This is a genomic window from Streptomyces sp. NPDC055254 (genome assembly GCF_053606025.1).
On the sequence record NZ_JBSGQV010000016.1, the window covers coordinates 89,567 to 103,596 of the forward strand.

General features: G+C 74.3%; 10 protein-coding genes. 8 read left to right on the forward strand and 2 right to left on the reverse strand.

Features of this window, described 5'->3' with window-relative positions; all coding sequences use genetic code 11:
* Positions 1-170 precede the first annotated feature (170 nt).
* The 3 genes from ACWFQ8_RS17870 (at position 171) to ACWFQ8_RS17880 (ending at position 2,587) form a co-directional block, all read left to right on the forward strand.
* Positions 171-644, forward strand: a complete 474-nt coding sequence (locus tag ACWFQ8_RS17870; protein ID WP_453787180.1) for a hypothetical protein — start codon at positions 171-173, stop codon at positions 642-644.
* A 120-nt stretch (positions 645-764) separates the two neighbouring features.
* Complete coding sequence (locus ACWFQ8_RS17875; protein WP_453787181.1) at positions 765-1,355, forward strand: hypothetical protein; 591 nt, start codon at positions 765-767, stop codon at positions 1,353-1,355.
* 233 nt (positions 1,356-1,588) lie between these two features.
* Positions 1,589-2,587 (forward strand): serine/threonine-protein kinase, encoded by a 999-nt coding sequence (locus ACWFQ8_RS17880; protein WP_453787182.1) that lies wholly within the window; start codon positions 1,589-1,591, stop codon positions 2,585-2,587.
* Between the two features lie 10 nt (positions 2,588-2,597).
* Here ACWFQ8_RS17880 and ACWFQ8_RS17885 read toward each other — a convergent pair whose 3' ends face one another.
* Together ACWFQ8_RS17885 and ACWFQ8_RS17890 are read right to left on the reverse strand one after the other, a co-directional pair.
* Entirely contained in the window at positions 2,598-5,060 is a 2,463-nt protein-coding gene (locus ACWFQ8_RS17885; RefSeq protein WP_453787183.1) for a SpoIIE family protein phosphatase, read from the reverse strand.
* 191 nt (positions 5,061-5,251) lie between these two features.
* Positions 5,252-8,434, reverse strand: coding sequence for a type I polyketide synthase (locus ACWFQ8_RS17890; RefSeq protein WP_453787184.1), 3,183 nt, complete (start codon positions 8,432-8,434; stop codon positions 5,252-5,254).
* Positions 8,435-8,622: 188 nt separating this feature from the next.
* Between ACWFQ8_RS17890 and recQ the strand changes: the two genes are divergently transcribed.
* The 5 genes from recQ (at position 8,623) to ACWFQ8_RS17915 (ending at position 14,022) form a co-directional block, all read left to right on the forward strand.
* Positions 8,623-10,626 carry a DNA helicase RecQ gene (gene recQ / locus ACWFQ8_RS17895; RefSeq protein WP_453787185.1) on the forward strand — a complete coding sequence of 668 codons (2,004 nt, stop codon included), beginning with the start codon at positions 8,623-8,625 and terminating at the stop codon, positions 10,624-10,626.
* A 122-nt stretch (positions 10,627-10,748) separates the two neighbouring features.
* Entirely contained in the window at positions 10,749-11,138 is a 390-nt protein-coding gene (locus ACWFQ8_RS17900; RefSeq protein ID WP_453787186.1) for a hypothetical protein, read from the forward strand.
* Positions 11,139-11,206: 68 nt separating this feature from the next.
* Positions 11,207-12,172 carry an LLM class F420-dependent oxidoreductase gene (locus tag ACWFQ8_RS17905; protein ID WP_453787187.1) on the forward strand — a complete coding sequence of 322 codons (966 nt, stop codon included), beginning with the start codon at positions 11,207-11,209 and terminating at the stop codon, positions 12,170-12,172.
* Between the two features lie 13 nt (positions 12,173-12,185).
* On the forward strand, positions 12,186-12,857 hold the full coding sequence (locus tag ACWFQ8_RS17910; protein WP_453787188.1) for an HAD family hydrolase: 672 nt from the start codon (positions 12,186-12,188) through the stop codon (positions 12,855-12,857).
* Positions 12,858-12,918: 61 nt separating this feature from the next.
* Entirely contained in the window at positions 12,919-14,022 is a 1,104-nt protein-coding gene (locus tag ACWFQ8_RS17915) for a carboxylate-amine ligase (RefSeq protein ID WP_453787229.1), read from the forward strand.
* Positions 14,023-14,030 lie beyond the last annotated feature (8 nt).

A 14,030-nucleotide genomic window follows, 5' to 3' on the forward strand; every position in this document is an offset into this window, starting at 1 on the left:
CTGGGTGGGGGGGGGGGCGGGGGGGGGGGGGGGGGGGCGGGGGGCGCCAGATATTTCTCCGCGCGCCGCTTCCCCGGCGGGGTTGTTGCCCTCCCCACCACCCCCCCCCGGCCCCCCACCCCCTCAGCGCCCCCATCGACACTCTTGGCTCACGGATACGGAGAACCCCCATGTTCACAAGCACCTGGCAGCGTCCGATCGTCCTGGTCGCGGCCTCCCTGGCCCTGGTCACCGGTACCGCGTGCGCCGCGCAGGCGTCGGAGCCGCAGGCTCCGGCGGGCAGCACGTCCCCGGTCCTGTCCGGCTCGCCCTCCCACTGCGTCGGCTTCGGCCGGGGCGGCGAAGGCGGCAAGGGCGGCGAGGGCGGCAAGGGCGGCGAGTCCGGTAAGCCCGGCGAACCCGGCAAGCCCGGCGGGGTGGGGTGCTTCCGCTTCGAGGACCTGCCCGACAAGACCAAGGCGGAGCTGACGGCCGTGGACAAGGTGCAGATCGTGATGGCTGTACTGGCCGACGACTCGGACGGGATGAAGAAGAAGATCGCCGACAAGTACAAGATCTCCACCGACGAGATCGACACCTGGAAGCAGCAGTACACCGAGGGCGACTGGTGCGCCCTGATGGGAACCGGGCTCCCCTTCTGCTGAGGAGCGCGGCGGGCGGCAGGAGCTGAAGGACCGAACAACGAGGCCGGCGGGCCGGCAGTCCGCCCACCGGCCTCGTTTTCCGTAAATCTGGGCGTCAATTTCTCGGCAAGGGAGAATCTCATGCGTGTGCGATCTTGGAAGTTCCGTCTCGGTTTCGTCATCTCGACGACGCTGATCGGCGGGGGCGCGATGGTCCCCGCCGCCACCGCGGCGCCGGCCCCGGCGGCAGTGAGCCAGGCGGCCCCGGCGCTCGGCGGCCAGCAGCAGGGACCCGCACCCGGCGGTGGTGACAGCCGCCCGGCCGGCAACCGGTTCGGCAGCGGCTCGGTACTGGGCGGCGTGAAGGTCGGCAACGGCAGCGTCCGCGTCGGCGACAAGGTCTGTGCGGGCAAGTGCGACGGGTCGGTCAACGGCACCAACGGCGGCAAGGGCGGCATCTGCGCCGGACTGTGCGGGGGCAGCGCCAACGGCGGCACCGGCACCACCGGCCGGCCCGGCGGCACCGGCGGTACCGGCGGCAACGGCGGGGTCTGCGCCGGGGTGTGCCACGGCAGTGCCAACGGCGGCACCGGCGGCACCGGCGGGAACGCGCCGGCCGCGGGGGGCGACGGAGGCAAGGGCGGCACCGGCGGCACCGGCGGAATCTGCGTCGGCGTCGGTTGCCAGACCGGCGGGCAGGGCGGCCGCGGCGGCACCGGCGGCCTCGGCTGACCGGCCACCCGGGCCGCCACCGGCCGGGGCCCCGGAGGTCCCCGTGCGCACACCGCGCACGGGGACCTCCCACGACATCGGGCCCCGCCGCCGGCACCGCACGCGGACGGGCACGCGCAGGGACCACTGGATAGACTTTCAAAGGATGGAGCCGTCATGACCGGCACCTTCGCCCACGGGCACCGCGACGGCGCCGAGCCGCCGCCCGGCCGGCCCGGTGAGAGAGGCCCCTGATGGGCACGGCATCGAACCTGAGCCTGTACGCGGGCCGGCCTTCCGGCCTGATCGGCAAGCAGATCGCGGGCTACCGGGTCGAGCGGATGATCGGCCGCGGCGGCATGGCCGTCGTCTACTGCGCGAAGGACCTGAGGCTGGACCGTACGGTCGCGCTCAAGCTGATCGCTCCGGAACGCGCCCGCGACGACACCTTCCGGCGCCGCTTCACCCACGAGTCGCGCGTGGCAGCCAAGATCGACCACCCGCACATCGTCCCGATCTTCGAGGCCGGTGAGACCGACGGCGTCCTCTACATCGCCATGCGCTACGTTTCCGGCCTTGACCTGCGCGGCCTGCTGGACCGCGACGGCCCGCTCCCCGTCGCGACCGCCCTGCGCATCGCCGCCCAGGTGGCGTCCGCGCTCGACGCCGCACACGAGCACGATCTGGTGCACCGGGACGTGAAACCCGCCAACATCCTCGTCGCCGCGGGCACCGACAGCGACCACCCCGAGCACGTCTACCTCACCGACTTCGGCCTGACGAAGAAGTCGCTGTCGCTCAGCGGCTTCACCACGGCCGGAGAATTCGTCGGCACCCTCGACTACATGGCGCCGGAGCAGATCACCGGCCGACCGGTGGACGGCAGGTGCGATCTGTACAGCCTCGCCTGCGTGGTCTACGAATCCCTCACCGGCGGACCGCCGTTCGAGCGGGACGAGGACGTGGCCCTGTTGTGGGCGCACCAGTACGACCAGGCGCCTCCCGTGACCGAGCGGCGGCCGGAGGTCCCGCATGCCGCCGCCGACGTCCTGGCCAAGGCCCTGGCGAAGGTCCCCGAGGACCGCTACGGCTCCTGCCTGGAGTTCGTCGCGGCCCTGCGCGCCGCCACCGGGAACGGCGTCGCCCCGCACGGTCCGCCCCTGCGCCCTCCGGGTGCGGGGAGCGCCGTGCCGCCACCGGAGCCGCCGGCCTGGGCCCGGCCGGTCTTCGGCCCGCCGTCCACCTGGACGTAGAGCGGACGTATCAGAAGTCGACGAGGGACTGCTCGGCCCAGATGGTCTTGCCGACCGGCGCGTGCCGGGTACCCCAGCGCTGGGCCAGCTGGGCCACCAGGAGCAGGCCCCGCCCACCCTCGTCGAAGATCCGGGCCCGCCGCATGTGCGGGGCGGTGCTGCTCGCGTCGGAGACCTCGCAGATCAGGGTGCTCTTCTCGTGGATCAGTCGCAGTTGGACGGGCGGCTCGCCGTAGCGGATGGCGTTGGTGACCAGTTCGCTGACCAGCAGCTCGGTGACGAAAGAGGCCTCGTCGAGACCCCACTCGGTCAGCTGCTCGGTCGTCCGCCGACGGGCCAGCGAGACCACGGAGGGGTCGGACGGCAGGTCCCAGACGACGACCTTGTCGGCGTGGAGGGCCCGGGTCCGGGCGACGAGGAGGGCGACGTCGTCCTCGGGCGGGTGCGTCAGCAGAGCCGTCAGGACACGGTCGCAGACCGTTTCCAGCGTGGAGGACGGCCGGCTGAGCGCGGCGAACATGCTGTCCAGGGCCTCGTCGATGTCGTGCTCGCGGGCCTGCAGCAGACCGTCGGTGTAGAGGGCGAGGACGCTGCCCTCGGCCAGTTCCACCTCGGCGGTCTCGAAGGGCAGGCCGCCCAGCCCCAGCGGGGGGCCGGCCGGGACGTCCAGCAGGTACACCGCGCCCTCCGGGGAGACCACGGCGGGCGGCGGATGGCCGGCCCGGGCGACGGTGCAGCGGCGGGTCACCGGGTCGTAGACCACGTACAGGCAGGTGGTGCCGATGCCCCCGACGGATTCCCCGGCGGCGTCCTGGTCCGACTCGTCGGCGGACAGGTGGATGATCAGGTCGTCGAGATGGGTGAGCAACTCGTCGGGCGGCAGGTCGACATCGGCCAGCGTGCGTACCGCGGTACGCAGCCGCCCCATGGTGGCGGCGGCCCGGATGCCGTGTCCGACGACGTCGCCCACGACCAGGGCCACCCGGGCGCCGGACAGCGGGATCACGTCGAACCAGTCGCCGCCCACGCCGGCCGCGGTACCGGCGGGCAGGTAGCGGGAGGCGATCTCCAACGCCGCGTGATCGGGCAGCGTGTGCGGAAGCAGGCTGCGCTGCAACGTCATCGTGCTGGTGTGCTCCCGCGGCTGCTGCCTGCGCGCGGTGTGCAGGCCCACGGCCACGCGGGCCGCGAGCTCCTCGGCCCGCCACAGGTCCTCCTGCCGGAAGGGCTCCGCCCGCCGGTGACGGCCGAGGAGGGCCACGCCGTACGTGGTCCCGCCGGCCCGCAGCGGCACCAGCAGCACCGCGTGTGTCCCGTGCTCGCCGATCCAGGCGGCCTCGGGGTCCTGGGCCGCCCATGCGAGAACGGCCGGGTCACTCGTCCCGTACACGGTGCCGCGGCCCACGGCGAGGCAGGCCGCGGGAGGCGACTGCGGCGGATACACGGTCGTCCCGCCGACCGACACCCGGGACTCGGGGCTTCCTGCCAGGACCGACCGCATTGCGGTACGGCACACGGTGACCGGCCCCGCCGGGATGCCCGGGGCCGGCGCGTCGCCGCGCGGGGGAGGCTCCAGCAGATCGACGACCGCGAAGTCGGCGAGCTCGGGGACGGCGGCGTCGACCAGCCCCTGCGGCGTGAGGGCGCTGTCCGGACCGCCGGCCGGGGCGTGGTCCGGGGCGGCGGCTCCGGCGAGGTCCGGCAGGAGCAGCCGCTGCCCGACCTCGCCGCCCGCGGCATCGGCCCGGCTCCGGTCGTGCGCGGTCAGGCACACGGCCCGCACCCGGCCGTCCGGGTCCCGCAAGGGGGCCAGTGACGCCGCCCAGCCGTGCCCCGGGGCCGCGTCCGCGGCGCGGACGAAGGAGTCCACGTACTGCGGCTCACCGGTCTCCAGTACCAGGCGCATCCTGCGCTCGGTCTCGTCGCTCACGGGATCCGGCGCGATGTCGGTCAGGCGCAGCCCGCGCACCTCGGCCTCCGCGAGGGCGAGCGTCCGCTCCATGCCGGCGTTCGCCCGCACCAGCCGCAGGTCCGCGTCGAAGACGGCCAGGAAGCAGGGGGACTGGGTGAACGCCCATCGCTCCAGGAGTTCGCCGTCCGCCGCGGCGGGGCGGCCCGGCACGGCGGACACCACGAACCACTTGGTGGCACCGCCGGTGGATGTCCAGCGGTGCGCGAGGAGCCCCACCTCCAGGCGCCGGCCGTCCTGGTGCCGCAGGGCCACGGTGCCGCTCCAGCGCGCCTGCCCGGGCGGGGTCCGCCGTACGGTGTCGCCGGCGCCGTCGGCGAGCAGACGCCCGGCGGGCAGCCCCACGACCTCGGAGGGCGGGTAGCCGAGCAGGCGACGGGCGTCGTCGCTCCACTCGGTCACGATGCCCTGCCCGCTGATGGTGGCCGTGGCCGTGTACGCCGGCTCGTCAGGGGCGTTCGCGTCCGTCGGCCGCTCATCAGGAGAGGTGGGAAGTCGCTCCATCGCCGTTCATCTCGCCCTCGCTAGTCCTTCGCCGCTGCTCCACGGCAGCCCGCACGGCCAGGGGTCCTCTGACAAGCATGATCCGGCCGGGCAGTGAGCACCAACGCAGTGCCGTCCCCGCGGGCGCGGCCGAGGGCCGGGTCGGGCCGCGGGGGCCGCGTCCAGGCACCGGAGCGCGTGCTCCAGCGCGCTCACGGTGTGCCGGATCTGGTCGGGCGAGTGCGCGCGGGTGACGACGGAGCGCGCTCGCCGGTGGCTACTTCGGGCGGAGGCGGCTCGACGGGGGCGGAGGAAACGGCAGTCCCGGCGGGGGCTACGGGGGCGGCGGGTGCCGCGGGCGGTACGGCGGGCTCCCCGTGGAGCGCCTCGGTGAGCCGGGTCATCAGCGCGACCTGCTGCTGGATCAGCCGGAGCAGGTCGTTCATCGGGTCGGACGCCGCGCCGTTCATCGGGTCGGACGCCGCGCCGTTCGTGGGGTTCCGCATCGAGGTCTCCTCGGGACGTGTGGGCGGGGGCGGGACGCAAAGGGAGGAAGGGGCGGCGGGGGCCTTCGGCACGGGGCGCCCGCCGGGGACCCGGTAGGAACGGGTGTCGAGCTTCGCCACCGGCAGGTCCAGCAGACGGCGGTCCTCCTCGGGGACCAGGGCGCGCGGGTCGACCGGGGCACCCAGGACGGCGAGCCGGGCGAGGGCCAGGACGAGGCCGCGCCCGTTGTCCGGCGCCGGGCCAGTGACGGGGACGAGGTGCAGGTCGACGCGGCCGGCGAGGCTGCGGCGGACCGAGCTGAGGAGCGAGCCGCCGCCGGTCACTTGGAGGAAGACGCGGGCCCCCTGGCCGTAGGCGACGGCGACGGCGTCGGCGAAGTGGACGGGAGTCGACGCGTGCCGGGCCCACAGCTCGCGCAGCCGGGCGGCGTCGGTGCAGACCTCGGCGTTCACCGTCGAGACGAACGGCAGGACCGGGCTGCTGACGGGGTGGGCGGCGAGGTCCGCGCGCACGGCTTCCTCGGCGGAGGCCAGCCGCGGCGAGTGGAAGGCGCCCGACACGTCGAGCGCGACCGTGACGATCCCGGCGTCGGCGCAGGCCCGCCGCATGGCGGCGAGCCCGTGCGGCGTGCCGCTGACCACGACCTGGTGGGGCTGGTTGAAGCAGGCGAGCCACACGTCGTCGATGCCGTTGCTGAGCCGGCGGCAGGTCTCCTTGTCGCTCTGCACGGCGAGCATCCCGCCCCGCAGGCCGTTCTCGGCCTGCCGCAGGGCCGCGCCCCGGCGGACCAGCAGCTGGATGGTGTCCTCGCCGGTGAGCGCTCCGGCCGCCGAGGCCGCGGCGAACTCGCCGACGCTGTGGCCCAGCGCGAGGTCGGGCGTGACCCCGCACTCGGCGAGGAGCCGGGTGGCGGCCAGTTGGACGATACCGAGCAGGGGCTGGCACAGGTCCGTGGCGGCGAGCCGCCGCCCGATCTCCTCCCGTGCGTCGCCCCGGGCGGTCGCGGACTCGCCGTAGAGCAGGTCGGCGAGGTCGACGCCGGTGTCCTGCCGGGCCACGGCGGCGAGCGCGGCGACGGCCGCCCGGAATCCGGGGAACCTCTCGTGGAGGTCCCGCATCGTGCCCGGCAGCCGGCTGCCCTGACCGGGGAAGAGGAAGGCGATGCGGCGCTGCGCGGGGGGCAGGGGAGCGTCCGCGGCGAAGGCGCCGTCGCCCAGATCGCCCCCGGGGCCGTCGCCGAGTTCGCGTCCGGCGCAGTCGCCGAGCTGCCGGTGGGCGTGGCGCAGCCGCTGCGTGAACTCGTCCGTGTCGCGGGCCACGATCGCGAGCCGGGACGTCAGCGGTTCCCGCCCGCCGAGGGTGTGGGCCAGGGCCGCGAGCGGCACCCGGGGTGCGTGGTCCAGCGCGTCGAGCACCTCCCCGATGTGCCGGTCCAGCAGCTCGCGGCTGCCGGCCGAGAGCAGGACGAGCTGGGGCCCGGCGCTCTCGGTACGCACCGGGAAACGGCCGGCGGCCGGGGCGGGCCGCTCCTCCAGGACGACGTGGACGTGGGTGCCGCCGAAACCGAACGAGCTGACGGCGGCGCGCCGCGGGGCGCCGCCACCGGGCCAGGGCCGCACGGTGTCGGCGAAGCGCAGGCCGGCCGCGGAGACGCCCAGGTCGGGGTGCGGGGTGGTGTCCGGCTGGGGCACGATCGTGCGGTGGTGGACGACCAGGGCCGTCTTGATCAGCCCCGCGATGCCCGCCGCGGACAGGGAATGCCCGATCAGGGCCTTGCCCGAGGCGAGGTAGCACAGACCGGGGTCCTCGTCCGGGTGCTCGGTGCGCAGCCGGCGCAGCGCCTCCACCTCGGCCCGGTCGCCGACGGCGGTGCCGGTGCCGTGGGCCTCGAGGAAGCCCACGGACGAGGGGGCGAGTCCCGCGTCGTCGTAGGCGCGGCGCATGGCCCGCACCTGGCCTTCGGCGGTCGGGGCGAGCGGCCCGGGGGAGGCGCCGTCGTGGGCCGTGCCGATGCCCCTGATCACGGCGTAGACGCGGTCGCCTTCGGCGAGCGCGTCGGCGAGCGGCCGTACGACGACGGCGCCGGCGCCCTCGCCGAGGACGAAGCCGTCGGCCTCCTCGTCGAAGGGCCGGCACACCCCGGCGGCGGACAGGGCGCGGATCCTGGCGAAGCCGACCAGGGTGTCGGGGGTGAGGTCGACGTACACGCCGCCCACGACGGCGATCGTGCAACTGCCCTGGCGCAGGTGCGCGATCGCCTGGTCGAGGGCGACGAGCGAGCCGGAGCAGGCGGCGTCGACGGCGAAGCTGGGACCGCCGAGGTCGAACTGTCGGCTGACGGTGCCGGCGGCCGTGTCGAGGAGGCTCCCGGTCAGGGCGAAGGCCGGCGGGGCGGCGAAGGGTTCCGCCGGGTCCTCGGCGGCGCCCGGGCCCTCGCTCCCGTCGGCCGCCCGGGACCCGTCGGCAGGGGCGACGGCCCGGACGGCGGCCCTCATCAGGTCCTTGTGGCCGGACAGCGACATGCCGACGAAGACCCCGGTGTTCTCCCGGTCGAAGTCCCCGCGGCCCAGCCCCGCGTCGTCGAGGGCCTCACGCGCGACGTCGAGCATCAGGCGGTGCTGCGGGTCCATGGCCCGGGCGCGAGCGGGCGGCACCCCGTAGTGCCGGGCGTCGAAGCGGTCCACGTCCGGGAGGAAGGCGACCCGGTCGGTGTACGAGGCACGAGGTGCCGACGGGCCGCCCGGTTCGGGGAGGGTCTCGTGGTGTCGGCGCTCCGCCGGGACCGGGGAGAACTGCCGCTGCCCGCTCAGCAGGAGCTTCCAGTAGGCGCGGATGTCAGGGGCCCCGGGAAAGCGGCAGCCGAGTCCGGTGATGGCGATGTCACTCATGGGGGCTCCCTCGTCGTCGTGACCCGGGCGGACGGCTCCCGCTGAACGGTCGGATTCCACCGTGCCCGGCGCGGCGGGAGGGACGTAGTCCCGGCTGTTCGTCACTTGACAGGCGCCGGCGCGGCTGCCCGTCCACAGGCCCGGGCCGGTGGAGCCGGGGTGTCGGCGGGTGCCGATAGGCTTCGTGGATGGCCCTTCCCGACGCTTCCCCCGAGATCTCCGACGCTTCGCGAGTACTGCACCGCGTGTTCGGGTACAGCTCCTTCCGCGGCGAGCAGCAAGAGATCATCGAGCAGGTCGTGGGCGGCGGCGACGCTCTCGTGCTGATGCCGACCGGCGGCGGCAAGTCGCTCTGCTACCAGATCCCGGCGCTGGTCAGAGAAGGCACGGGCGTCGTGATCTCGCCGCTCATCGCGCTGATGCAGGACCAGGTGAACGCGCTCACCGCCCTCGGCGTGCGGGCCGGATTCCTCAACTCGACGCAGGACCCGTACGAGCGGCGGGCCGTCGAGGAGGCCTTCCTCGCCGACGAGCTCGACCTGCTCTACCTCGCTCCCGAGCGGCTGCGCACGGAGGGTACCCAGCGGCTGCTCGACCGGGGGAAGGTCTCGCTCTTCGCCATCGACGAGGCGCACTGCGTCGCCCAGTGGGGCCACGACTTCCGCCCCGACTACCTCGCGCTGTCCATGCTGCACGAGCGCTGGCCGAAGGTGCCGCGGATCGCGCTGACGGCGACGGCCACCGAGGCCACCCACGCCGAGATCGTGGCGCGGCTCGGCCTGGAGGACGCCAGGCACTTCGTCGCCAGCTTCGACCGGCCGAACATCCAGTACCGCATCGTCGCCAAGGACAATCCGCTCAAGCAGCTGCTGGAGCTGATCCGGACCGAGCACGACGGGGACGCCGGAGTGGTCTACTGCCTCTCGCGGGCCTCGGTGGAGAAGACCGCGGCGTTCCTGGTGGAGCAGGGCATCGACGCCGTGGCCTACCACGCCGGCATGGACGCCCGTACGCGTGCGGCGAACCAGGCGCGCTTCCTGCGGGAGGACGGGGTCGTGGTGGTGGCCACGATCGCCTTCGGCATGGGCATCGACAAGCCGGACGTCCGTTTCGTGGCCCACCTCGACCTGCCGAAGTCGGTCGAGGGCTACTACCAGGAAACGGGCCGGGCCGGCCGCGACGGCGAACCGGCCACCGCCTGGTTGGCCTACGGCCTGCAGGACGTGGTCCAGCAGCGCAAGCTCATCGACGGCTCCGAGGGCGACGAGGCGCACCGCCGGTCGCTGGGCATGCACCTGGACGCCATGCTCGCGCTGTGCGAGACGGTGAACTGCCGCCGTACGCGGCTGCTCGCGTACTTCGGGCAGTCGGGCGAGCCGTGCGGCAACTGCGACACGTGCCTCACCCCGGCCGAGTCCTGGGACGGGACGGTCGCCGCGCAGAAACTGCTGTCCACCGTGTGGCGCCTCGCGAAGGAACGACGCCAGAAGTTCGGCGCCGGACAGGTCATCGACATCCTCCAGGGGAAGAAGACGGCCAAGGTCATCCAGTTCGACCACGACGGGCTGTCCGTGTTCGGCGTCGGTGCGGAGCTGAGCACCGCGCAGTGGCGCGGGGTCGTGCGCCAGCTGCTGGCGCAGGGGCTGCTCGCGGTGGAGGGCGACTACGGGACGCTCGTGCTCACGGACGCCAGCGGCGAGGTGCTGGCAGGGCGCCGCAGCGTCTCGATGCGCAAGGAGAAGGCGGCCGTCGGCTCGCCCCGCAGGGAGTCCGGGTCGCGCTCCGGGAAGGGCGCCCGCGTCCCGGTCGACCTCCCGGCCGGGGCCGAACCGGTCTTCCTGGCCCTGCGCGCCTGGCGGGCGGAGACGGCGCGCGAGCAGGGCGTACCGGCGTACGTCGTCTTCCACGACGCGACGCTGCGGGAGATCGCGACCCGCCTCCCCGCCACGGTGGAGGAGCTGGCCACCATCGGCGGAGTCGGCGAGGCCAAGCTCACCAAGTACGGCCGGGGCATCCTGGACACCCTGACGCAGCGCGACCCCGCCGACCCCGCGCCCGCCCCGGCCCCCGCGGTCGTCCCCGCGCCGGCATCGGCGCCCGCGTCGGCGGCACGCCACGCGGACCCGGATCCGGACGAACCGCCCTTCGACCCGGACGACGAGTCGGTCCCGCCGTGGGACGACCGGCAGTAGCCGGTCCGCAGGCCCTTCCGGACCCCGCGCCCGCCCGGGCGCCGTCCCGCGTCGCCCGTCCGGCCCGCGATCGCGTGACCGGGCGCTGTCTGGACCGGCGCCCTCGGGGCAGGCGGGTGGGCATGACGGATTCGGATGCAAAGACGCCCAGCAGCTACTACGTCACCGTGCGCGGTGAGCGGTTCACCTGTGGAGAGGTCACCGGCCTCGGCCCCCAGGGCGACCTCGGCCTGCCCGGGCAGGAACTCACCCTCACCCTGGACGACTGCGTCCTCACCGATGTGCCGAGCGCGCAGGAGTGGGCCCTGTCGGCCGAGGGTTCGGTCATGCCGCGCCATGTCAAGATCGAGGAGGTGGAGGCCGGGGCGGGCACCGCGCGCACCACCTGGTACCTCCACGACGCGCGGCCGCAGAGCGTCGCGGACTGCAGCGCGACGGCGTCCAACCACGAGACGCGCATCGGACGGCTGGTCGTGCACGCCGGGAGGATCGCGCCCACCCTGCCCGAGTGAGGTCCGCCTTCCGGGTGACGCCCGGACGCGGAGGGTTTCGCGCGCGCCGGAACGGTTAGGCGGGCCATATGGTGCGAATCGGATACACGATGATGACCGAGCAGGCCGGCCCCCGTGAGCTGGTGTCCCACGTGGTGGGGGCGGAGCGGGCCGGGTTCGACTTCTCGGTCATCTCGGACCACTCCTTCCCCTGGCTGGCCTCGCAGGGACACGCTCCCTACGCCTGGAGCGTTCTCGGCGCCGCCGCCCAGGCGACGTCGCGGATCCCGCTCATGACGTACGTGACCTGCCCGACCTTCCGCTACCACCCCGCCGTGATCGCGCAGAAGGCGGCCACCCTCCAGATCCTGTCCGAGGGCCGGTTCCGGCTCGGGCTGGGCTCGGGCGAGAACCTGAACGAGCACATCATCGGCGCGGGCTGGCCCGCCGCCCACGTACGCCTGGAGATGCTGGAAGAGGCAGTCGAGATCATCCGGCGGATGTTCACCGGCGAGTACGTGAGCCACCACGGAGCCCACTTCGACGTCGAGAACGCCAAGCTCTGGGACCTCCCGGACGAGCCGCCGCCGCTCGGGATCGCCGTCTCCGGGGCCCGTTCCTGCGAGCTCGCCGGACGCCTCGGGGACCTCGTCATCGCCACGGAGCCGAAACCGGAGCTCCTGCGGCAGTTCGACGCGCACGGCGGCGCCGGCAAGCCGCGGGTGGGCCAGCTCCCCGTCTGCTACGACCCCGACCGGGGCGCCGCGGTCACCCGGGCGCACGACCAGTTCCGCTGGGCGCTCGGCGGCTGGAAGGTCAACGCCGAGCTGCCCGGCCCCGCCTCCTTCGACCAGGCCGCGCAGTTCACCCGGCCCGAGGACGTCGCCGAGGCCGTCCCGTGCGGCGACGACGTGGACGAGTTCGTCGACGCCGTACGCCCCTACGCGGAGGCGGGCTTCACCGAGATCGCCCTGGTCCAGATCGGCGGCGGCCACCAGGAGCCGTACCTGGAGTGGGCCGAGGCGAAGCTGCTGCCCGCCCTGCGGAACCTGTGAGGACGTCCCCGCCATGAACCGCGCCGCCCTGTTCGATGTCGACGGTACGCTCACCGACACCAACCACCTCCACGTCACGTGCTGGTGGGAGGCCCTGCGCCAGGCGGGGCACCGCGTGCCCATGCACGCGGTGCACCGGGCCATCGGCCTGCCCGGTGAGGACCTCCTCGCCCACCTCCTCGGCGAGGACCGCGACCGCTCCGCCGACGAGCGCATGAGCGCCGCCCACGACACCCTGTACGCGACGTACTTCGACCGGTTCCTCGCCTTCGACGGGGCCGCGGACCTGCTGCGGGCGCTCGCGGGGGCCGGCTGGAAGGTCCTCCTCGTCACCTCGGCCCAGGACCGGGAGCTGGCCGCCCTGCGCAAAGCCATCGACGCGGACGACGCCCTCACCGACACCGCGACCTCCGACGACGTCGAGCGGGGCAAGCCCGCCCCCGATCCCGTCCTGCACGCCCTCGAACTGGCGCACGTACCGCCCGGGCGCGCGCTGTTCGTCGGGGACTCGGTCTGGGACATGAAGGCGGCCACCCGCGCCGGTGTGACCCCTGTCGGCCTGCTGTGCGGCGGTATCCCCCGGGCGGACCTGGAGGATGCGGGAGCCGTCGCCGTCCACAGCGACCCGGCCGATCTCCTGGCCGGGCTGGGCGACGGCCCGTTCTCCCGGGTGCCGGGTGCCTGAATCCGCCGCCGGCGTACACCGAAAGGCGCGTGACCATGACCGGTCCGGGTAGCCGCAGATGGTGATCACGCTGGGTGTCGAAGAAGAGTACCTGCTGGTGGACCAGGCCACAGGGCTTCCCGCACCACTCGTGGAGAAGGTGCGCCGCACGGCGGGGCGCGGGCTCCTCGCGGAGCGCGCCGAGGTCCAGGACGAGCTGCTGCAGGCCCAGATCGAAGTGGCCACGCCGGTGTGCTCGACCCTGGAGGAGGTGGGGGGCCACCTGCTGCGCCTGCGCCACGCGCTGGCGTCGGCCGCGGAGGCGAACGGCTGCCGGATCGCGGCCACCGGCGCGGCCCCCCTGCGGGGAGCCGGGCCCGTCCCCGTGACACCGAGGCCCCGCTACCTGCGGATGGAGGGGGAGGCCCGGCAGCTGGTGGACGAGCACCTGATCTGCGGCATGCACGTCCACGTCGCGATTCCCGACAAAGAGACAGGCGTCGCGGTGCTGAACCGGATCAACGGGTGGCTGCCGACCCTGCTGGCCATGTCCGCCAACTCACCCCTGTGGGACGGGCGGGACACCGGCTTCGCGAGCTGGCGCACCATCGTGTTCGGCCGCTGGCCCGTCAGTGGTCCGCCGCCGCTCTTCGCCGACGCCCGCGACTACGAACGGCGCCTGGACGCACTGGTGGAGTCCGCAGTGATCGCCGACCGGGGCCAGGCGTACTGGCAGGCACGGCTGTCCGACCACTACCCGACCGTCGAAGTGCGCTGCCCGGACGTCCAGCTCCGGGCCGACGACGCCGTGATGCTCGCCGGGATCGTCCGCGCGCTGGTCGCCACGGCGATCGCCGAGGAGGAGGCCGGCGCCCCACCCCCCGCGCCCCCGTGCGCGCCGGAGCTGCTGCGGGCCGGCCACTGGCACGCGGCCCGGCACGGCCTGAACAGCACGCTGGTCGATCCGGACGGCCGCCCCCGCAGCAGCGGCGACGTGCTGTGCTCGCTCCTGCGGCACATCACCCCCGCCCTGGAGGAGGCCGGCGACCTGCGGCAGACCAGCGCCCTCGTGCACCGGCTCCTGCGCGAGGGCACGCCCGCCGACCGCCAGCGGCGCGCCCTGGCCGAGGGCGGAGTGCCGGGACTCGTTTCCCTGCTCACCGGCGCCACCGCGGCCGATGCCTGAGGCGGGCC